This window comes from Amycolatopsis sp. NPDC003731 (assembly GCF_053586895.1).
Window position 1 is genome coordinate 1 of the sequence record NZ_JBSFNC010000102.1, and the last position, 19,565, is coordinate 19,565.

Here is a 19,565-nt window from a genome sequence, read left to right on the forward strand (position 1 = left end):
CGCCGGGGCCGCCGCCACGCTGAACGCGTTGACCGCGGCCGAGTGGCCGTTCGTGACACCGTTGGTACTGAACGCCTTGAGCGAGCCCGAAGCCACGAACCGGCCGCGGATCACGTTCAGCGCGATGAAGCGGTCGGCGCCGCTGTACTTGACCACCGCGACCTTGTAGCCGGAGCCGGTGGTGGGCACGCTCGCGATCTCGTACGGGTTCTGCGAACCGGACTGCGCGTTCTCGCTGGAGGCGACGACGCTGCCGGAAGAGTTCAGGATGAACAGGTCGTAGTCGTTGGCGGATTTGCCCCACGGGTCGGACCAGAACAACGTCACCGGCTTGCCGAGCGAGCCCGCCGAAAGCGCGTCGAAGTTCTGCGTGGTGCTGCTCGGGTCGAAGTCGTGCGGGGTCCCGGTGACGCCGCTGATCTTCGACGACGAGGCGCGGAAGTCACCCTCGTAGTAGCCGCTGGTGCCGTCGGTCGCGTTGCCCGAGTTGCCGGCCGAGGAGAAGTACAGGACGCCCGCCGCGGTCACGTCGTTGACCGCCTGCGCGACCTGCGTGTCCTGGAACGGCGATTCGTCGAAGTAGGAGACGTCGTCGACGATGACCTTGCAGTTGCCGGTGGTGCGCAGCGCGCGGATGTTCGCGGCGAAGCTGGCTTCGCTGGTGAACGCGGTCGCGAAGCCGAGGGTCGCGTTCGGCGCGAGGTCGTGGATGATCTCGAGCATCGCGGTGCCCTCGTCGCCGCTGCCCTTCTGGCCGGACAGGACGTCCACCGCGGGCAGCTCGCCGGCCGCCTGCGACTTCGCCAGGGAGTCGACGCCGTCGGACAGCACGCAGACCTTCACGCCGGAGCCGCTGACGCCGTAGGTCGTGCGGGCGGTGTCGGCGCCGTGCGCCTTGTCCCCTTCGGACACCTGCGTCGCCGCGGCGGCCGCCTGCGCGGACGCGGCCTTGCGGAAGTCGCGGTTGCCCTGCTCGCTCCAGGTGGTGGCCTGCGCGGCGGGCTTGACCTCGGTGACGTCGGCCCGGCCGGCGATCGCGTCCAGGGCGGACAGCGGCAGGTCGGCGCGGACGGCACCGTCCGGCGCGGCGTAGCGGACGGTGCCGCCCGCCGCCTTGACGGCGTTCGCGACGGCCTTGCCCTGCGCGGCGATGTCGACCGAGACGGTACCGGCGTTGCTGACGCCGACGCCGGAGCGGTAGTCGGGCAGCTTCGCGGCCAGCGACCGGTCGGCCCGCAACCGCTTCTCGACGACGAGTTGGCTCGATTGCTTGCGCTCGGCGGGGCTCAGGCTCTTCTTGATGCTCTGCAGCGCGTTGATGCCCGCTTCGGTGCGCGCGGCCGCAGCGTCCACGGTGGACGGCTGCGCCGCCGAGACCCCCGTCGTCAGCAGCAGCGCGCCGACCGTCAGCGGAACCGCGTGCGCGGCGACCCGGCTGAATCTCACCATCGATGTCTCCCTGTGGTACTCGGCCACCCGACCGAATGACACCCGACCGGGTGTAATGGGGAGAATCTAAGGAGTGACCGAGCCGGATTCCAGCGACCAAAGTCGGGAACGCCTTCGCGTCCACATACTGGAACGATCAGGGGAATGTGAGAACTATTTTTCCCCGGCCGTGTCCGGTTTCGATTTCCCGGTGCGCGGCGACGGCCTCGTTGTACGGGTAGGCCCGGCGCACCAGGAAGCGCAAGTCGCCCTTGGCGTAGAGAGCGGCCAGCTCGGCGAGCCGCGCGGCCGAGCGTCCGGACTTCGAGACGAGCACCCCGAGCCCCGCGGCCCGGTCGTGGTCGACGAGGGTGAGGATCCGGTTCCGTGCCCTCACCAGTTCGAGTGAGACGTCCAGCGCCGCTCCGCCGGCCCCGTCGAGCACGACGTCGAGACCCTGCGGCGCGGCGGCGAGCACGCGCTCCTTCAGCCCTTCGCCGTAGACGACGGGGGTCGCGCCCAGCTCGCGCAGGTAGTCCTGGTTGGCCTCGCTCGCGGTGCCGACCACCCGGGCGCCCCGCAGCTTGGCGAGCTGCACGGCGACGGTGCCGACCGAGCCGGCGGCGCCGTGGATCAGCAACGTCTCCCCTTCGCGCAGGTCCAGCGTTTCCAGCGCGATGGAGGCGGTCTGCGCCCCGGCGGTGAACCCGCCGGCGACCTCCCACGGCATTTCCGGCGGCTTCGGCGTGACATCGGCAGCGGGAACGACAATGTACTCGGCGGCGGCCTGCACGGCGGTGAAGCCGAGAACTTCGGTGCCGGCGTCGAGTTCGCCCTCGTCGACGACGCCGGCGAACTCGTTCCCGGGCACCCGAGGCCAGCCGAGCGCGAGGTGCGGCGGCTCCCACCCGGCCCGCACGGCGGCATCGAACGGCTGCACCCCGGCGACCTTGACCCGCACCCGCACCTCCCCCGGTCCGGCGTGGGGTTCCGGCAGGTCGAGGACGCGGAGCACTTCGGGCCCGCCGAATTCGGTGAACGCTACGGCTTTCATGGCCTCAGTCTGGAACTTCGAGCTAACTCGAGGTCAAGACGGTCAGTTCGGGCCAGCGGGCCGGCCACCGGGCGGCCTTCCGCTCGTAGACCGCCCGTGGCGCGAGCACTGGGTTCGGCCGGACGACCGCGCCACGCCGGACCAGGCCGGCACCCTGACCACATTGATGCACGCGTCCTCGGCGTACCGAGGTGACTACGCATCCATTTTGGACGGTTACGCAGTCGCCCCCGGGTACGTCGAGACCAACCCGACCTTCATCGCCACGAGCGGCACCGAGATCCTCGGCTTCTACGCACTCGTGGCCGCGGAACTCGACCTGCTCTTCGTCGCGGACCGGGCCCAGGGGCTCGGCATCGGCGCGCGCCTGATCACGCACATGCTCGCCGAGGCCCGTAGTCGTGGGCTCGAGTCGGTGCGCGTCGTCTCGCACCCGCCCGCGCTGGCCTTCTACGTGCGGATGGGCGCGCGGCGCACCGGCACGATCCCCGCCAGACCACCGAAGATCGGCTGGGACCGGCCGGAGCTCCGCTTCGACGTCCCTACATGTTGATCATGTGACCCGCGAGGCCGTGGATCGCTTCCTTGACCGCTTCGCCCAGCGTCGGGTGGGCGTGGACGTTGCGGGAGACCTCGTGCACCGTCAGGTCCCACTGCTGGGCCAGCGTCAGCTCCGGCAGCAGCTCCGTCACGTCCGGGCCGATCAGGTGCCCGCCGATCAGCTCGCCGTACTTCGCGTCGCTGATCAGCTTCACGAAGCCGGCCGCGTCGCCGAGGCCGTGGGCCTTGCCGTTGGCCGTGAAGGGGAACTTCGCCACCTGGACGTCGAAGCCCTTCTCGCGGGCCTGCTCCTCCGTCCAGCCGAAGCTGGCGATCTGGGGCTGGCAGTACGTCGCGCGCGGGATCATCGGGAAGTCGAGCTCCATCGTCTCGGCGCCCGCGATCGTCTCCGCCGCCACCACGCCCATCGACTCCGACGCGTGCGCCAGCATCAGCTTCGCCGTCACGTCGCCGATCGCGAAGATGTGCTCGACGTTCGTGCGGCCGCGGCCGTCCACCGCGATCGCGCCGCGGTCGGTCAGGGCGACGCCCGTCTTCTCCAGGCCGTAGCCCTCGACGCGCGGCTGGAAGCCGATCGCCTGCAGGACCTTGTCGGCCTCGAGGACCTGCTCGCCGTTCTTCTCCGAGGACACCGTCACGCGCACGGACGAGCCCGAGTCGTCGATCGACTCCACCCGGGTCGACGTCAGCACCTTGATGCCGAGCTTGCGGTACCGGCGCGCCAGCTCCGCCGAAACCTCGGCGTCTTCCAGGGGCACCATCCGGTCGAGGAACTCGACGATCGTGACGTCGACGCCGTAGTTGTGCAGCACGTAGGCGAACTCGACACCGATCGCGCCCGCGCCGGCGATGACGATGCTCGACGGCAGCTCGCTCGACAGGATCTGCTCTTCGTAGGTCACCACGCGCTCACTGCGCGAAGTCCCCGGCAGCAGCCGGGTGGTCGCGCCGGTCGCGATGACGCAGTGATCGAACGTGATCCGCTCGCCGTCGACCTCGAGGGTGTGGTCGTCGACGAACGTGCCGTGCCCGTCGAACTCGGTGATCTTGTTCTTCTTCATCAGGAAGTGCACGCCCTTGACGCGCCCCTCGGCGACCTTCCGGCTCCGCTCGTACGCGGCCGTGTAGTCGACCTTGATCGGGCTGTCGGAGGAGATCCCGAACGCCTTCGCCTCCTGCGTGACGACGTGCGCCAGCTCGGCGTTGCGCAGCAGCGCCTTCGACGGGATGCACCCGACGTTCAGGCAGACGCCACCCCAGTACTTCTCCTCGACCACCGCGGCGCTCAGCCCCAGCTGGGACGCGCGGATCGCCGCGACGTAGCCGCCCACCCCGGCCCCCAGCACGACGACATCAAAGTGTTGTGCACTCATGCCTCGAAACTACCCTTCCGAGCACCGTCGGGCGGGGTGACCCGGACCTCACGCGGCACTGCGGCCCAGGCCTCACGCGGCGATGAGCTCGCGCAGGGCGGCCACCACCTCCTCCGGCCGTTCCTCGGGCAGGAAGTGCCCGCAATCCAGCACGTGCGTCCGCAGGTCGGGCGCCCACGAGCCCCACACCGCCGCGGGATCGAACGGCAGCTCGCCCGCCGGCCGCTGCCACAGCGCGGCCACCGGCATCGCCAGCCGCCGCCCGGCGGCGCGATCGGCCGCATCGTGCTCCGCGTCCACCGTCGCGCTCGCCCGGTAGTCCGCGCACACCGCCGCGATCGCCTCCGGCATCGAGGCCGCCGCCAGGTACGCCGCCCGGACCTCCGGCGGGATCGCCGCAGGATCGCGCACCCAGGCGTCGAGGAAGTGCCCGAAGAACACCGACGGCGCCGCGCCCAGCATCCGCTCCGGCAGCGGGGGCGGGTGCGCGAGCAGGAACAGGTGGAACGCGAACACGCCGCCGGTGCCCGTCAGCGACTCCCACAGGTCGACGGCCGGGAGCACGTCGAGCACCGCCAGGTGACCGACCGCCGACGGGTGGTCGAGCGCCGCCCGGAACGCCACCAGCGCACCCCGGTCGTGGCCGGCCAGCGCGAACCGCTCGTGCCCCAGGCTACGGGCGAGCTCGACGACGTCCGCCGCCAGCCGCCGCTTCGAGTAGTCGCCCGGTGGCTTGTCGCTGCCGCCGTAGCCGCGCAGGTCGGGACAGATCACCCGGTGGTCGCGCGCCAGCCGCACCGCCACCTCCCGCCAGGCGAGGTGGGTCTGCGGGAAGCCGTGCAGCAGCACCACGGGTGGCCCGGCGCCGCCCTGCGCGACGCCGAGGTGCACATCCCCGACGGGGATCCGCTCGTAGGAGAACCCGGAAATCGTCATGCCGGCAGGCTCTCACCCACCACCGACAAAATCAGGCAGCCAGCGGCGGCCGCTTCCCCCGGAGGGAGGACAGCAGCTCGGTGATCGCGGCCATGATCCGGGCCGTGGCCTCCTCGAGCACCTCCCGCGTCAGTTCGCGCCCGACGAGGTCGGAAAGGTCGACCGGCGGCCCGGCGAGCAGCTCCACGGTCTTGCGCGGCAGCGCCCGCGGGAACTTCGCCGTCGACGGCAGCAGGTGGTGGGTTCCCCAGTTGGCCACCGGGATCACCGGGGCCCCGGTCTCCAGCGCCGCCCGCACGACGCCGGTCTTGCCGCGCATCGGCCAGCCGTCCGGGTCGTTCGAGAACGTGCCTTCCGGGAAGATCGCGACGCATTCGCCCGCCCGCACCGACGCCACGAGGTCGCGGTAGGCCTCCGCGGCCGTCGCCGCGCCGCGGTAGACCGGGATGTGGCGGCCCGAGCGCATCACGCGGCCGACCACCGGCACCTTCCACAGCGACGCCTTCGCCAGGTAGCGCGGCACGCGGCCGGCGGCGAGGCAGAACGCCGTGAGCGTCGTCGGGTCGGCGAACGACAGGTGGTTCGACGCCACCAGCACGCCGCCGGTCTTCGGGATGTGGCGCGAGCCCCGCACGCGGAACCGGGTGGACTGGACCAGGAACTGCCAGACCACCTCGATGGCGAAGCTGTACCAGGCGCCACGGCCGGCGCGGGCGAAGCGCCGGCCGTAGGCGATCATCTGGCGTCGGGTGAGCAGTTCACCCTCGAGGTCCAGGGCGGTCCAGCGGTCCATGACTGTCATTCGTAGCCCACGACCGGCCGGATCGGCCCCCGCCCGCGCCGAACGCGGCGCAGATCACAGCGAAAACTTTCAGAGCCGCTCGAGCACCACGACGGGGATCTCGCGGTCGGTCTTCTTGGCGTACTCGTTGTAGTCCGGCCAGACGGCGGCCAGCTTGTCCCACAGCTTCGCGCGCTCCTCGCCGGACGTCGTGCGGGCGCGGGCCTTGAACTTGTCCGCCTTGATCTGGACGCCGACCTCGGGGTGCTCGACGAGGTTGAAGTACCAGCCGGGGTGGTTCGGCGCGCCGCCCTTGGAGGCCACGATCACCGCGTTCCCGTCGACTTCCTGGTAGATCAGCGCGAACTTGCGCTCCTGCCCGGTCTTGCGGCCGGTGGTGGTCAAGACCAGTGTCGGGACGCCTTCCTTCCACTCGTGGCCGACCTCGCCATCGGTCTCCTCGTAGCGGCGGACGTGCTCGTCACCGAACAACATGCGGTGCTTCCTTTCGTGGACGTCGGCAGTGGCGGGCTCACCACTTGAAGGTTCTCCTTGTTTGCAACACACACAAAGCGCGCGATCTTCCCGCCGGTTTTCACTCGTTCGGGGGAGGTCCCCCGAGCAGCGGCTTCTCCCGGCACACCCCCCTCCCAGTAGATTGCACCGACCGAGCACGCCGAGACACTCGAGACCGATCTTGGAGGAGCCAGCCATGAAGGCCCGGCCGCACGTGACACTCGAAGACGTGGCACGCAGCGCGAACGTCTCGCTCGCGACGGCGTCGCGGGTGCTCAACGGCACCGCGTCCGTCCGCGCCGACCTGCGGGAGCGGGTGTCCGCCGCCGCGGCCGAACTGGCCTACGCCCCCAACGCGCACGCCCAGGCCCTCGCCGGCGGCACGCACCGCACGGTCGGCGTGATCTGCCACGACGTCAGCGACCCGTACTTCGCGGCCATCGCGGGCGGGGTGATGCGGGTGGCGACCGACAACGGGCTGCTCGTCATGCTGGCCGGCACGTTCCGCGACCCGGACCGCGAAGTCGCCTACGTGTCGACGCTGCGGGCGCAGCGGGCCGCGGCCATCCTGCTCATCGGCTCGGCGTTCGAAGACCGGGCGTGGGAACGCGCGATGGCCGCCGAGCTGGAGCCCTACCGGCGCGGCGGCGGCCAGGTCGCGGCGGTCAGCAGGCACCGCGGCCTCAAGATCGACACCGTGCAGCCGGACAACAAGGGCGGCGCCGCGGCGCTGGCGAAGGAGCTGGTCGGCCTCGGCCACAAGCGGTTCGCCGTGCTGGCCGGGCCGCGGCGGCTGAGCACCGTGATCGACCGGCTGGCCGGGTTCTCCGGCGAACTCGCCGCGCACGGCATCGAGCTGCGCGAGGAAGACGTCGTCGAGGCCCCGTTCAGCCGCGACGGCGGCTACGAGGCGACGAAACGGCTGCTCGCCGGCCGCAAGCGCAAGCTGCCGACCTGCCTGTTCGCCGTCACCGACGTGATGGCCATCGGCGCGCTGACGGCGTTGCGCGAGGAAGGCCTGTCGGTGCCCGGCGACATCTCGGTGGCCGGGTTCGACGACATCCCGGTGGTCCGCGACCTCGCCCCGGCGCTGACCACCGTGCGGCTGCCGCTGGAGGAACTCGGCGAACGCGCGATGGACCTGGCGATCAAGGGCTCCGCGGGTGCCCGGCCGCGGACGGTCCGGCTGTCCGGCGAAGTCGTCCTGCGCGAAAGCACCGGCCGCCCCAAGCGGTGACCCCACCGGGCCTTGCCGCGGGCGCGGCACAGGCCCTACCGTGGGTTCAGAAAGCGCTTTCTGCCCCTTCCGGAGGTCTCCGATGCTCGTGCTCCCGGCCCCCGGCGGCGAGCTGCTGAACTGGTCGCCGTCCGGGCCACGGCCCCCCGCGCCCCCGAAGACGCCGCCGACCTCGCGCATCGCCTACGCCGCCGCGCACGTCGTCGCGGACGCGCGGGCCGACGAGCCGTACGCCGTGGATTGGGACGCGACGCTGGCCTTCCGCGAGCACCTCTGGTCGTCCGGGCTCGGCGTCGCGGAGGCGATGGACACCGCGCAGCGCGGCATGGGCCTCGACTGGGCGACGACGCGGGACCTGGTGACCCGCACCGGCGCGGTCGCGGCCGGGCGCCGCTGGTGCGCCGGGGTCGGCACCGACCAGCTGCCGCCGGGACCGGCCACCGTCGCGTCCATTGTGGACGCCTGGCGCGAGCAGCTCGCCCTGGTCGCCGGCGCGGGCGCGGTCCCGGTCGTGATGGCCAGCCGCGCGCTGGCCGCGGCGGCCACGGGTCCGGACGACTACCACGCGGCGTACGGGAAGCTGCTGTCCGAGGCGGGCGGCCCGGTGCTGCTGCACTGGCTGGGCGAGCAGTTCGACCCAGCGCTGGCCGGCTATTGGGGTCACGCCGACGTCCGCGCCGCCGCCCGCGAGCTGGCGGCGCTCTGCGCCGAGCACGCGAGCGCGATCGCCGGGGTCAAGGTGTCGGTGCTCGACGCCGAGGTCGAGGTCGAGTTCCGCCGGGCGCTCCCGGACGGCGTCGCCTGCTACACCGGCGACGACTTCAACTACCCGTCGCTGATCGCCGGGGACGCCGAAGGCCACAGCGAGGCCCTGCTCGGCATCTTCGACCCGCTCGCCCCGGTCGCCGCGGCGGCGCTGGCCCGCCTGGACGCCGGCGACGAGGGCGGGTTCCGCGCCCTGCTCGACCCGACCGTGCCGCTGTCGCGCGAGATCTTCCGCGCGCCGACCCGGCACTACAAGACCGGCGTCGTGTTCCTGGCCCACCTCAACGGCCACCAGGACCACTTCCGGATGATCGCCGGGAGTGAGTCCGCGCGCACGATCACCCACCTGGCGACGCTGCTGCGGCTGGCCGACGAGGCCGGCGTGCTGGCCGACCCCGACCTGGCCGAGGCCCGGATGCGGCCGCTGCTGCAGGTGGCGGGGGTGGCGTGATGGACCCCCGGCTGAGCCTCAACCAGATCACCACGAAGTCCTGGTCGCTGCCCGAGGCCGTGACCGGCTGCGCCGAGGCGGGCGTCGGCTGGATCGGGCTGTGGCGCGACAAGGTCGCCGAAACCGGCGTCGACGAGGCCGCGCGGTTGCTCAAGGAGCACGGTGTGCGGGTGTCGTCGCTGTGCCGCGGTGGGTTTTTCACCGGCGTGACACCGGAAGGGTCCCCTGTGGACGGTCTGGCGCAGACCCGGGAGGCGATCGACGAAGCCGCGACGCTCGGCGCCGACGTGCTGGTGCTGGTGGTGGGCGGGATCGCGGGCAACGACCTGGCCGCGTCCCGCCAGCGCGTCGCCGACGCGGTGGGCGAGCTGGCGCCGTACGCCGGCGAGCGCGGGGTCCGGCTGGGCCTGGAGCCGCTGCACCCGATGCAGTGCGCGGACCGGTCGGTGCTGTCCACTGTGGACCAGGCGCTGGCGATCGCGCTCGATCACCCGGCCGAGCAGGTCGGGGTGATCGTGGACGAGTTCCACGTGTGGTGGGACCCGCGGATCGAGGAGTCGATCGCCGCGGCCACCGGGCGCATCGCCGGGTTCCACGTGTGCGACGTCCTGGTGCCGCTCCCGGACCCGCTGCTCGGCCGGGCGCTCCCCGGCGACGGCCCGATCGACCACCGTCACCTGCGCACGGCCGTCGAGGCGGCGGGGTACGGAGGGCCCATCGAGGTCGAGGTGTTCAACGCGGACCTGTGGGCCCGGCCGGGGGCGGAGGTGCTCGCGAAGACCGTTGCGGCGTTCGAGAGGTACGTCGCCTGAGCCGGAGCACCTTTCGCAGCTGCCTCACCACACGCATCGGCGCGCGGACGCCCAGACCGGCACCCCGCCCAGGCCTGCGGAGCCTGCAGGGTCGCGAATGACTCATTCGAGACGCCCGAGGTCCCGAATGAGTCATTCGCGACCTCCGCTACCCTTCCGCGGCATGGGGGTTTCCCGCTTCGCGCCGTTCCTTGCCGTAGCGCTTCTCGCGGGTTGCAGCACGCCGCCGCCCGCGCCGACACCGACGCCGGCACCGAGCCCGACGTACGGGCCGCCGCCGTCGAAGGGGCTGTCCCTTTCGGTCGGTCAGGTCGAAGCGGGCCTCGGGCACCGAGCCAGTGTGCTGACGCTGACCAACCGGGACACCGTGCCGCGCAAGGTCACCGGCTACCCGGACCTGAAGATCCTCGCCGGTGACGGCGTGCCGCTCGACGTCAAGGTCCTGCACGAGACGTCCTACTTCGCCCCCGATCCGGGCCCGCAGGACCTGACTCTCCAGCCGGGCGAAAAGGCGCTTTCGGTGCTCGCCTGGTCGGCCACCGTCACCAGCGGCGACAAGCACACCGGTGCCGCGATCGCGGTGGTCCCGATCCCCGGGGAGCCCGAGCAGAAGCAGCCGCTGGAGACCGACCTCGGCACCACCGACACCGTCAAGCTCAGCGCGTGGGCCACCAAAATCGGCAACTGACCACTTTGTGTCACCGCTCACAAACCGACGGTTGGCCGGCGGGCTTCTGTGCTACCTCTGTTCCCTCACCCGCCGGAAGGGACCTCGACGATGAGCACCTCCGTAGCGCCACTGGAAATGGTCGACACCGACCGCTACCCGCTCACCGAACCGGGCAGTCCTGCCTGGCGCGAGGTCGTCGGCCGCACCCGCGCGGAGCTGGCCGACGCCGGCTGCAGCGTGCTCCCCGACTTCATCCGTGCCGAGCTGCACGACGTGCTGCGCGCGGAGTGCGCCGCGCTCGAACCGCACGCGTACACCAAGATCGAAAAGGTCAACGCCTACAACACCGCGATCGACGAGCCGCTGCCCGAAGACCACCCCGGCCGGACGATCATGGAACGCGGCAACGCCTTCGTCGCGCGTGACCGCATCCCGGCCTCGGCGATCATCAGCCGGCTCTACACCAGCCCGGTGTTCCGCCGGTTCGTCGCGGACTGCTTCGGGCTGCCGGAGCTGCACGAACTCGCCGACCCGCTGTCGGGGCTGACGCTCAACGTGATCGCGCCCGGCCGCGCGCACCCGTGGCACTTCGACACGAACACCCACACCGTCAGCATGCTGACGCAGGCCGCGGACGCCGGCGGGATCTTCGAGTACTGCCCGAACATCCGGTCCGCCGCGGACGAGAACTTCGCCGCCGTGCGCTCGGTGCTGGCCGGCGACACCCGGCTGGTCCGGCGCCTGAACCTGCGGCCCGGTGATCTCCAGCTGTTCAAAGGTCGCTTCGCGTTGCACCGGGTCAGTACCGTGGAGGGCGCGATCGCGCGGCACTCCGCGATCTTCGCCTACAGCGAGCGTCCCGGTGTGATCGGCAGCGCGGAGCGGACGCGGCAGCTGTTCGGCCGCGTCCTGCCCGCCCACCTCGCGGAGCGGACCGCCCGCGGCGACGAACTGCTCGACTAGGAGCCTGGCCCGTGCCTTTCGACTCGACCGGCAAGATCTCGTTCGACCACATCTACACCGCGCCCGACCCGCGTCCGTTCTTCGGCACGCTCAAGCGCGTCGGCTACGGCATCCCGCAGCTGGCGAAGCCGTACTTCGCGAAGCTGATCGCCGAGCACCCCGCCGAGCGGCCGACCGTGCTCGACGTCGGCTGCTCGTACGGCGTCAACGCGGCCCTGCAGCGGTGCGACGCGACGATGGACGACCTCTACGCCCACTACACGTCCCCGGCCGTGCGCGCGCTGGACCACGCGGCACTGGTGGAGACGGACCGGAAGCGCGTCCGCACCGGCAACCCGCGGTTCTACGGCCTCGACAGTTCGGCCCCGGCCCTCGAGTACGCGCTTTCCGCCGGCTTCCTGGACGAGGCGCTCCACGCGGACCTCGAACGCGACGACCCGGACAGCACGCAGCAGAAGCTCCTGGACGACGTCGACCTCGTCATCTCCACCGGCTGCGTCGGATACGTCACCGAGAAGACCCTCACCCGCGTCGCGCGCGGCGCGCGGCCGTGGATGGCGCACTTCGTGCTGCGGATGTTCTCCTACGAGCCGATCGCCGAGAGCCTCGCCGAGCTGGGGTACGAGACCATGAGCGTCGACGGCGTCTTCCGGCAGCGCCAGTTCGCGTCCGCCGAGGAGCAGGAACAGATCCTGGACACCCTGAGCGCGGCCGGCGTCGACCCCACCGGACTGGAGTCCGACGGGTGGCTCTACGCCCGGCTGTATGTTTCCCGTCCTGCAGGCTTGGCCGAACTCGAACTCCCCGACCCAGAAGGATGACCGTGAGCAGTCCGGAATGGTCCACCCGCACCTTCGGCAACGAGGACCGGCTCCCCCGCGTCCCCGTCCCCACGCTGGAGGACAGCCGCCGCCGGTTCCTCGAATGGTGCGCCCCGCTGCTGACGCCGGAGGAGCTGGCGGAGACCGAAGCGGCGATCGCCGAGTTCGTGGCGGGCCTGGGCCTGGACCTGCAGGCGCGGCTCGAGGAGTACGACCGCTCGCCCGGCGTGCGCAGCTGGCTCGACACGTTCTGGCCGTACCGCTACCTCGGCCGCCGGGACCGGATCGCGCTCAACGCCAACTTCTTCTTCCTGTTCCAGGATTCCCCGCTGGGCCAGGTCGAACGCGCGGCCGAGCTGGCCGCGGCCGCCGTGGACTACAAGCTGAAGCTCGACGACGAGCTGGTGCCGCCGGTGCTGCTGCGCGGCACACCGCAGTCGATGGTGCAGCACAAGTACCTCTTCTCGGCGACGCGGATTCCCGGCCCGCTGCTGGACACCGCGCGCACCCGGTTCCCGTCGCCCGAACGGCACATCGTGGTGTTTTCGAAGGGCACGCCGTTCCGGCTGGACGTCCTCGCCGAAGACGGCCGCCCGCACTCGCCGGCCCAGCTGGCCGACGCGCTGCGCGCGATCCTCAAGGACGACCACGTCACCGACGTCCCGGCCGGCGCCTTCACGACGAAGGCGCGCGCCGAGTGGGCGGCTTCGCGGGCCGCGCTGCTCGAAGCGGGCAACGCGGAAGCCCTGGAGACCATCGAGACGGCGTTGTTCTGCCTGTGCCTGGACGATTTCGCGCCGTCGGACGCACTGGAGGCGGGTGACCGGCTGCTGTACGGCGACAACCGCTGGTACGACAAGGCCGTCTCGCTGATCGTGTTCGAGGACGGCACGGCGGGCATCAACGTCGAGCACTGCGAACTCGACGGCACCACGATCCTCGGCTTCACCGACGCGCTGCTGAGCGGTTCGCGCGAGGAGCGCGAACCGGCTGACGGCGTCCCCGGCTACGAAGTCGTCGAGTTCACGCTGACCGACGCGCTTCGCGAAGACGCGCGGGCCGCCTGGGAAGCTTTCAAGGCTTACGCGGACGCGACGTCGACGCAGACGGTGTCGTTCGACTTCGGGGCGAACCGCGCGAAGGAGCTCGGGATGTCCCCGGACGCCTTCGCGCAGATGTCGTACCAGCTGGCCCATCGCCGCGCGAAGGGCCTGACGGGGGCGACGTACGAGTCGATCGCGACGAGGCAGTTCCAGAACGGCCGGACCGAGGCCATGCGGGTCGTCACGCCGGAGGTGGTGCGCTTCGCCGACGTGCTGACTTCGCCGGATGCTTCGGACGTCGAAAAGCGCGAAGCGTTCCGTGCGGCCGCGGCGAAGCACGTGGCGCGGGCCAAGGAGTGCCAGGCCGGGGACGCGCCGGAACAGCACCTCTGGGAGCTGCAGCTGATCGGCAAGCGCCGCGGAGACCCGGACCCGGCGCTGTTCTCCTCGCCGGGCTGGCTGAAGTCGCGCGACGACTACCTGAGCACCAGTTCGGCGCCGTCGGTCAACATCCAGTACTTCGGCTTCGGGTCGACCAGCCCGCAGTGCATCGGCATCGCGTACGTGCTGCTGCCGGACCGCTGGAACATCTACCTGAGCACGCCGAAGCACGTCTCGGCGGAGATGTACCGCTTCGCCGACGAACTCGCTGTCGCGGTGCGCGAACTGCAGGACCTACTGGCCGAGTAGGCGACGCAGCCGGCGGGCGAACCCGAGGTACTCAGGCCGTGGGGTTCGAGACGACGAGCACCAGGGAGCCCTCGAAGGTCGGCTGCTCGCGCAGCCGGCCGTAGCGGCGCTCCCACGTCCCGTCGTCGAGGTCGTGTTGCAGCTCCGCGGCGAAGCGGTGGTGCACGCGGTCGTCGACGAAGCTCCACGCCGAGCACGACAGCCGGGCGCCCGGGTCCAGCAGGCGTTCCGGGCGGGCGTAGTAGGCCTCGTTGAAGCCGTCGGTGCAGTCGATCGGGATCGGCACCGGGACGATCGAGGTGTGGCCGCCGAGGCCGTCGGCGATGTCGTCGACCGACGGGTAGCGCCGGGCTTCGGTCTCGATCACCTCGGGCGCGTAGTCGAGCAGCCAGAAGCGGCGCAGCAGGTCCGGGTCGCAGGTCAGGATCGCGATCGGGCCGCGGGTGACGCGGCGCAGCTCCTTGAGGCCGGTCCACAGGTCGTTCCACTGGTGCACGCTGAAGGTGCTCATCGCGCCCTCGAACGCCCGGTCGCCGAACGGCAGCTTCTCGGCGACCGCGTCCACCGCCGGCGGCAGGCCCGCCGGCCGCTGCGCGCGCATCGACGCCGACGGTTCGACCGCGGTCACTTCGCGGTCTTCGGGTTCGTACGCACCGGCGCCCGCGCCGACGTTCAGCACCGTCCGGGCCTCGCCCAGCGCGTCGAGGATGTACCGGCCGATCCGCGGATCCGGCTTGCGGTAGTCGGTGTAGACCCCGCCGATGGCGCCGTAGTCGGCGTCCCCGGCGCTCCCGTCCGCACGTCGCTGGCTCATGCCGGAAAACTATCAGCGCGGGGCGGCGGCGGAGGCGTTGCTCCGCCGGGCGTAAGCAGCCGTCGAACATGCGGCCCAGTCGTCAATTCCTGTCGCAAACTTGCGTAAGTTCGTTCGACTATTGCGATTTCTTGTCCGAGATTCGTATGATCCCGATCACAGAAGTCCCCACCAGCTGCGGAAAGGCCAGTGCTGCCCATGTCTCCCAGCTCTGTCTTCAGTGCGCCCAAATTCAGATTCGGCGCTCTCGCCCTCGCCGTCGTCACGGCGGCGGGCGTCACCATCGCCGCGGTTCCGGCCGGCGCGCTCGCGGCCGCCCGCGGCGCCTCCGTCCCCTTCCTCGAACAGGAAGCGGAAACCGCGGCGACGAACGGGTCGGTCATCGGCCCGAACCGCGCCGCCGGCACCCTCGCCGGCGAAGCCTCCGGCCGGAAGGCGGTGACGCTCTCCGGCCAGGGCCAGTACGTCGAATTCACCCTCACCGCACCGGCGAACTCGATCGACGTCCGCTACAGCGTCCCGGATTCGGTCAACGGCACGGTCTCGCTGTACGTCGGCGGCTCGCACAACCGGGACATCGCCCTGACGTCGAAGTGGGCCTGGTACTACGGCTCGTACCCGTTCACCAACAACCCGGGCGACGGCCACGCGCACCACTTCTACGACGAGACCCGCGCGCTGCTCGGCACGTCCTACCCGGCCGGCACCAAGATCAGGCTGCAGGTCGACGCGGGCGACGTCACCCCGGTCACCGTCGACCTCGCCGACTTCGAGCAGGTCGGCGCGGCCGCCGCCCGGCCCGCGAACTCGGTGTCCGTCACCGACTACGGCGCCACCGCGAACGACGCCGGCGACGACGCGGGCGCGTTCGACGCCGCCGTGGCCGCGGCGCGCAGCCAGGGCAAGGAGGTCTGGATCCCGGCCGGGACCTTCACCCTCGGCCACCACATCACCGTCGACCAGGTGACGATCCGCGGTGCCGGACCGTGGTATTCGGTGCTGACCGGGCCGCGTGCCGGGATCTTCGGCAAGGGCGAGCCGGCGAGCTGCGGAACGCCGACGTATCCAGGAAACCCTGCCGTCCCCGGCACCAGCCGCGCGGTCAAGCTGTTCGACTTCGCGATCATCGGCCAGGTCGACGCCCGCGTCGACTGCGACCAGTCCAACGCCATCGGCGGCGCGCTCGGCGGCGGCTCGGTCGTGCAGAACCTGTGGCTGCAGCACACGAAGGTCGGGCTGTGGCTCGACGGGCCGTTCGACGGGCTCACCGTGTCCGGCAACCGGATCCTCGACCAGACCGCCGACGGCTTGAACCTGCACCAGGGCATCAGCAACACGCTGGTGACGAACAACTTCCTGCGCAACACCGGCGACGACGGCCTGGCGATGTGGTCCGAGCACGACGCCGACCACCACAACACGTTCTCCTTCAACACCGTGCTGCTGCCGATCCTCGCCAACAACATCGCGGTCTACGGCGGGCACGACAACACCGTGTCCGACAACGTCGTGGCCGACAACCAGGACCAGGGCGGCGGCCTCCACGTCGCGAACCGGTTCAGCGCGGTGCCGCTGTCGGGCACCACGACGGTCGCGCGCAACACCGCCATCCGCACCGGCGTGCTCGACTCGAACTGGCAGTTCGGCGTGGGCGCGCTGTGGTTCGACGGCCGCGACTCCGCCATCACCGGCCGGATCGACGTCACCGACAACGACCTGCTGGACAACAACTACGAGGCGATCCAGTTCATCGACGGCGCCACCACGGACGTCCACTTCGACGGCGTCCGGATCGCCGGCGCCGGCACGTTCGCCTGGCAGCTGCAGGCGAAGCCGACGGGGTCGGTGAAGAACGTCGTCGCGACCGGGGTCGGCCGCGCGGGTGTCTACAACTGCCTGGGCCCGGACGCGATGAGCGGCCTGGCCGACCAGGGCGGCAACTCCGGCTGGACGACGACGTACTGCGGCTCGTGGCCGGCACCGGTGTACGGCTCGGACAACGGCGGCACCACGACGACCCCGCCGCCGACCACCACGCCGACCCAGCCGTCGGGCAACCTGGCGCTGCACAAGGCCATCAGCGCGTCCGGGTCGCAGGGTGGTTTCCCGCCGGGCAACGCGGTCGACGGCGACGCGAACTCCTACTGGGAGAGCACGAACAACGCGTTCCCGCAGTCGCTGACCGTCGACTTCGGCAGCACGGTCACCGTCTCTCGGCTGGTGCTGAAGCTGCCGCCGTCCTCGGCGTGGGGCACCCGCACGCAGACGATCTCGGTCGACGGCGTCAAGGCCGCGGCGGGCTACACGTTCAACCCCGCGTCCGGCAACTCCGCGACCGTGACCTTCCCGGCGACGTCGGTGCGCACGCTGCGGCTCACCTTCACCGGAAACACCGGCTGGCCCGCCGGGCAGCTGTCCGAGCTCGAAGCCTATTCCTCCTGAGAGGTGATGACGATGTCCCGCATTCCGGCATTGCTGGCCGCCGCGCTCGCCGCGTCCGGCCTGACCCTGCTGTCCGGTGCGACCCCGGCCGCCGCGGCGACCTGCCCGACGACGGCGTCCGGCGGCGCGAGCGTGCCGTTCCGGACCGTCGAGGCCGAGTGCTCGGCGACCAACGGCTCGGCTGTCGGCCCCGACTACACCCAGGCGTCGATCGCCTCCGAGGCCTCCGGCCGCCAGGCCGTGCGGATCACGACCGGCCAGTACGTCGAGTTCACGCTGCCCGCCGCGGCGAACTCGATCAACGTCCACTACAACGTCCCGGATGGCGCGTCCGGCCGCCTCACGGTGTCGGTCAACGGGACCAGGCTGGCGTTGCCGGTCACCTCCCGCTATTCCTATGTGGACACCGGCTGGATCCCCGGCGCGAAGACGCACCACTTCTTCGACGACGCCCGGCTGCTGCTGGGCCAGAACCTGGCGGCGGGCGCGAAGGTCCGCGTGCAGGCCGACTCCGGTGACGTCGGTCAGGCGACCATCGACCTCGCCGACTTCGAGCAGGTCGGCGGCGCGGGCACGAAACCGGCGAACGCGCTGTCGGTGACCGACTACGGCGCCACGGCGAACGACTCGTCGGACGACTCACAGGCGTTCCGCAACGCCCTCTCGGCCGCGCGCTCGCAAGGGCGTGAGGTGTGGGTGCCGTCCGGGCGGTTCGAAATCGGGTCGGCGCTGCAGATCGACCAGACCACGGTCCGGGGCGCGGGCCAGTGGTACACCGTGCTGCACGGCAACAACATCTTCAACAACGGCAGCGCGTCCGGGAACATCAAGCTCTACGACTTCGCCGTCTTCGGCGACGTGACCGAGCGCAACGACGGCAGCCCGGACAACGCCTTCCACGGCGTCCTCGGCACCGGCTCGGTCGTGTCCGGGCTGTGGATCCAGGACACCAAGTGCGGGCTGTGGCTGATGAACGGCGCGTCCTCGAACCTCACCATCGAGAACAACCGCATCCTCGACACGCAGGCCGACGGGGTCAACTTCGACGGCGCCGTCACGAACTCGACGTTGCGCAACAACTACCTGCGCAACAACGGCGACGACGGGCTCGCGCTGTGGTCCAACGGCCAGGCCGATTCGGGCAACTCGCTGGTCAACAACACGGTGGTGCAGCCGAACCTGGCCAACGGCATCGCGTTGTACGGCGGCTCGAACAACACCGTGAGCGGCAACCTCGTCCAGGACACCAACGCCCTCGGCGGCGGCTACCTGGTCGCGAACCGGTTCAACTCGGTGCCGCTGTCGGGCACGGTGACGCTGTCGAACAACACCGCGCTGCGGGCCGGGGCGCTCGACCCGAACTGGCAGTTCGGCGTCGGCGCGCTTTGGTTCGACGCCCGCGACCAGGCGATCACCGGCGTGACCATCCGCGTCACCGGCTTCACCGCGATCCAGAGCCCGTACGAGGCCATCCAGTTCATCGACGGCAACGGCGCGGGGAAGCCGATCCAGGGCATCACCATCGACGGCGTCTCCGTGCAGGGCGTGGGCACGTTCGTGGCGCAGTCGCAGACGCAGGGGTCGGTGTCGATCAGCAACCTGACCGCGTCCGGTGTCGGCGTGACCGGGACGTACAACTGCCCCTACCCGACGTCGATCCCGAAGATGACCTTCGGCGGGTCGGGCAACAGCGGCTGGACCGGCACCTGGAGCGACTGTTCGAGCTGGCCCGCGCCGAACTCGGGGCCGCCGCAGCCGCCGCAGTCCGGCACCAACCTGGCGCGCGGCAAGGCGATCGGCGCGTCCGGCTCGCAGGGCGGCTTCCCGCCGTCGAACGCGAACGACGGTGACGCGAATTCGTACTGGGAGAGCACGAACAACGCGTTCCCGCAGACGCTGACGGTGGACCTGGGCACGGCGGCGACGATCAACAAGGTGACGCTGCGCCTGCCGCCGTCCTCGGCCTGGGGCGCACGCACCCAGACGGTGACGATCTCCGGCAGCACCGACGGCGGCTCGTACACGACGCTGGTGGGTTCACGTGGGTACACCTTCGACCCGGCGTCCGGAAACACGGCGTCGGTGTCCTTAGCGACGACGTCCCAGCGGTTCGTGCGGCTGACGTTCACCGGCAACACGGGCTGGCCCGCCGGCCAGGTGTCCGAGTTCGAGGTGGCGGCCGCGTAGTCTCCGAGCCCGGACCGGTCT

At 71.0% G+C, this 19,565-nt stretch carries 17 protein-coding genes; 10 read left to right on the forward strand and 7 right to left on the reverse strand.

What is annotated here, in order from left to right; translation table 11 throughout:
* Together ACWDN5_RS32485 and ACWDN5_RS32490 are read right to left on the reverse strand one after the other, a co-directional pair.
* Positions 1-1,449: hypothetical protein (locus ACWDN5_RS32485; protein WP_449678947.1), on the reverse strand; the 1,449-nt coding region annotated here is incomplete at its 3' end.
* Positions 1,450-1,585: 136 nt separating this feature from the next.
* Positions 1,586-2,482 carry an NADP-dependent oxidoreductase gene (locus ACWDN5_RS32490; RefSeq protein WP_449678948.1) on the reverse strand — a complete coding sequence of 299 codons (897 nt, stop codon included), beginning with the start codon at positions 2,480-2,482 and terminating at the stop codon, positions 1,586-1,588.
* Between the two features lie 166 nt (positions 2,483-2,648).
* On the opposite strand from ACWDN5_RS32490, the gene ACWDN5_RS32495 reads away from it, so the two are divergent.
* Entirely contained in the window at positions 2,649-3,035 is a 387-nt protein-coding gene (locus ACWDN5_RS32495; protein ID WP_449678969.1) for a GNAT family N-acetyltransferase, read from the forward strand.
* Here the strand turns inward: ACWDN5_RS32495 and lpdA are convergent.
* The 4 genes from lpdA to ACWDN5_RS32515 form a co-directional block, all read right to left on the reverse strand.
* Positions 3,025-4,416, reverse strand: a complete 1,392-nt coding sequence (gene lpdA / locus ACWDN5_RS32500; RefSeq protein ID WP_310971330.1) for a dihydrolipoyl dehydrogenase — start codon at positions 4,414-4,416, stop codon at positions 3,025-3,027. The genes ACWDN5_RS32495 and lpdA overlap by 11 nt on opposite strands.
* Before the next feature lie 72 nt (positions 4,417-4,488).
* Entirely contained in the window at positions 4,489-5,352 is an 864-nt protein-coding gene (locus tag ACWDN5_RS32505; RefSeq protein ID WP_449678949.1) for an alpha/beta fold hydrolase, read from the reverse strand.
* 31 nt (positions 5,353-5,383) lie between these two features.
* The gene (locus ACWDN5_RS32510; protein WP_449678950.1) at positions 5,384-6,145 is read right to left on the reverse strand and encodes a lysophospholipid acyltransferase family protein; all 762 of its coding nucleotides are present in this window, start codon (positions 6,143-6,145) and stop codon (positions 5,384-5,386) included.
* Positions 6,146-6,223: 78 nt separating this feature from the next.
* A complete protein-coding gene (locus tag ACWDN5_RS32515) occupies positions 6,224-6,628 on the reverse strand; it encodes a nitroreductase family deazaflavin-dependent oxidoreductase (RefSeq protein ID WP_310971327.1) in 405 nt (134 codons plus the stop codon).
* Positions 6,629-6,845: 217 nt separating this feature from the next.
* Between ACWDN5_RS32515 and ACWDN5_RS32520 the strand changes: the two genes are divergently transcribed.
* The 7 genes from ACWDN5_RS32520 (at position 6,846) to ACWDN5_RS32550 (ending at position 14,101) form a co-directional block, all read left to right on the forward strand.
* On the forward strand, positions 6,846-7,886 hold the full coding sequence (locus ACWDN5_RS32520) for a LacI family DNA-binding transcriptional regulator (RefSeq protein WP_310971326.1): 1,041 nt from the start codon (positions 6,846-6,848) through the stop codon (positions 7,884-7,886).
* Positions 7,887-7,968: 82 nt separating this feature from the next.
* Positions 7,969-9,102 (forward strand): DUF993 family protein, encoded by a 1,134-nt coding sequence (locus ACWDN5_RS32525; protein ID WP_449678951.1) that lies wholly within the window; start codon positions 7,969-7,971, stop codon positions 9,100-9,102.
* On the forward strand, positions 9,102-9,914 hold the full coding sequence (locus ACWDN5_RS32530) for a sugar phosphate isomerase/epimerase family protein (protein ID WP_449678952.1): 813 nt from the start codon (positions 9,102-9,104) through the stop codon (positions 9,912-9,914). The genes ACWDN5_RS32525 and ACWDN5_RS32530 overlap by 1 nt, the downstream gene beginning before the upstream one ends.
* A 163-nt stretch (positions 9,915-10,077) precedes the next feature.
* Positions 10,078-10,602, forward strand: coding sequence for a DUF4232 domain-containing protein (locus tag ACWDN5_RS32535; protein WP_449678953.1), 525 nt, complete (start codon positions 10,078-10,080; stop codon positions 10,600-10,602).
* Between the two features lie 90 nt (positions 10,603-10,692).
* Positions 10,693-11,547, forward strand: coding sequence for a HalD/BesD family halogenase (locus ACWDN5_RS32540; RefSeq protein WP_449678954.1), 855 nt, complete (start codon positions 10,693-10,695; stop codon positions 11,545-11,547).
* A gap of 11 nt (positions 11,548-11,558) precedes the next feature.
* A complete protein-coding gene (locus tag ACWDN5_RS32545) occupies positions 11,559-12,368 on the forward strand; it encodes a class I SAM-dependent methyltransferase (protein WP_449678955.1) in 810 nt (269 codons plus the stop codon).
* Positions 12,365-14,101, forward strand: coding sequence for a choline/carnitine O-acyltransferase (locus tag ACWDN5_RS32550; protein ID WP_449678956.1), 1,737 nt, complete (start codon positions 12,365-12,367; stop codon positions 14,099-14,101). The genes ACWDN5_RS32545 and ACWDN5_RS32550 overlap by 4 nt, the downstream gene beginning before the upstream one ends.
* 31 nt (positions 14,102-14,132) lie before the next feature.
* Here ACWDN5_RS32550 and ACWDN5_RS32555 read toward each other — a convergent pair whose 3' ends face one another.
* Positions 14,133-14,915, reverse strand: coding sequence for a class I SAM-dependent methyltransferase (locus ACWDN5_RS32555; RefSeq protein ID WP_449678957.1), 783 nt, complete (start codon positions 14,913-14,915; stop codon positions 14,133-14,135).
* A 198-nt stretch (positions 14,916-15,113) separates the two neighbouring features.
* On the opposite strand from ACWDN5_RS32555, the gene ACWDN5_RS32560 reads away from it, so the two are divergent.
* Positions 15,114-17,357 carry a discoidin domain-containing protein gene (locus ACWDN5_RS32560; RefSeq protein ID WP_449678958.1) on the forward strand — a complete coding sequence of 748 codons (2,244 nt, stop codon included), beginning with the start codon at positions 15,114-15,116 and terminating at the stop codon, positions 17,355-17,357.
* Positions 17,358-17,363: 6 nt separating this feature from the next.
* Positions 17,364-19,544, forward strand: coding sequence for a discoidin domain-containing protein (locus ACWDN5_RS32565; RefSeq protein WP_449678959.1), 2,181 nt, complete (start codon positions 17,364-17,366; stop codon positions 19,542-19,544).
* Positions 19,545-19,565: the final 21 nt, after the last annotated feature.

Coding starts and splice junctions, on each gene's coding strand:
- ACWDN5_RS32490 (WP_449678948.1), bottom strand. CDS start 2,482: ATGAAAGCCGTAGCGTTCACCGAATTCGGCGGGCCCGAAGTGCTCCGC.
- ACWDN5_RS32495 (WP_449678969.1), top strand. CDS start 2,649: ATGCACGCGTCCTCGGCGTACCGAGGTGACTACGCATCCATTTTGGAC.
- lpdA (WP_310971330.1), bottom strand. CDS start 4,416: ATGAGTGCACAACACTTTGATGTCGTCGTGCTGGGGGCCGGGGTGGGC.
- ACWDN5_RS32505 (WP_449678949.1), bottom strand. CDS start 5,352: ATGACGATTTCCGGGTTCTCCTACGAGCGGATCCCCGTCGGGGATGTG.
- ACWDN5_RS32510 (WP_449678950.1), bottom strand. CDS start 6,145: ATGGACCGCTGGACCGCCCTGGACCTCGAGGGTGAACTGCTCACCCGA.
- ACWDN5_RS32515 (WP_310971327.1), bottom strand. CDS start 6,628: ATGTTGTTCGGTGACGAGCACGTCCGCCGCTACGAGGAGACCGATGGC.
- ACWDN5_RS32520 (WP_310971326.1), top strand. CDS start 6,846: ATGAAGGCCCGGCCGCACGTGACACTCGAAGACGTGGCACGCAGCGCG.
- ACWDN5_RS32525 (WP_449678951.1), top strand. CDS start 7,969: ATGCTCGTGCTCCCGGCCCCCGGCGGCGAGCTGCTGAACTGGTCGCCG.
- ACWDN5_RS32530 (WP_449678952.1), top strand. CDS start 9,102: ATGGACCCCCGGCTGAGCCTCAACCAGATCACCACGAAGTCCTGGTCG.
- ACWDN5_RS32535 (WP_449678953.1), top strand. CDS start 10,078: ATGGGGGTTTCCCGCTTCGCGCCGTTCCTTGCCGTAGCGCTTCTCGCG.
- ACWDN5_RS32540 (WP_449678954.1), top strand. CDS start 10,693: ATGAGCACCTCCGTAGCGCCACTGGAAATGGTCGACACCGACCGCTAC.
- ACWDN5_RS32550 (WP_449678956.1), top strand. CDS start 12,365: ATGACCGTGAGCAGTCCGGAATGGTCCACCCGCACCTTCGGCAACGAG.
- ACWDN5_RS32555 (WP_449678957.1), bottom strand. CDS start 14,915: ATGAGCCAGCGACGTGCGGACGGGAGCGCCGGGGACGCCGACTACGGC.
- ACWDN5_RS32560 (WP_449678958.1), top strand. CDS start 15,114: ATGTCTCCCAGCTCTGTCTTCAGTGCGCCCAAATTCAGATTCGGCGCT.
- ACWDN5_RS32565 (WP_449678959.1), top strand. CDS start 17,364: ATGACGATGTCCCGCATTCCGGCATTGCTGGCCGCCGCGCTCGCCGCG.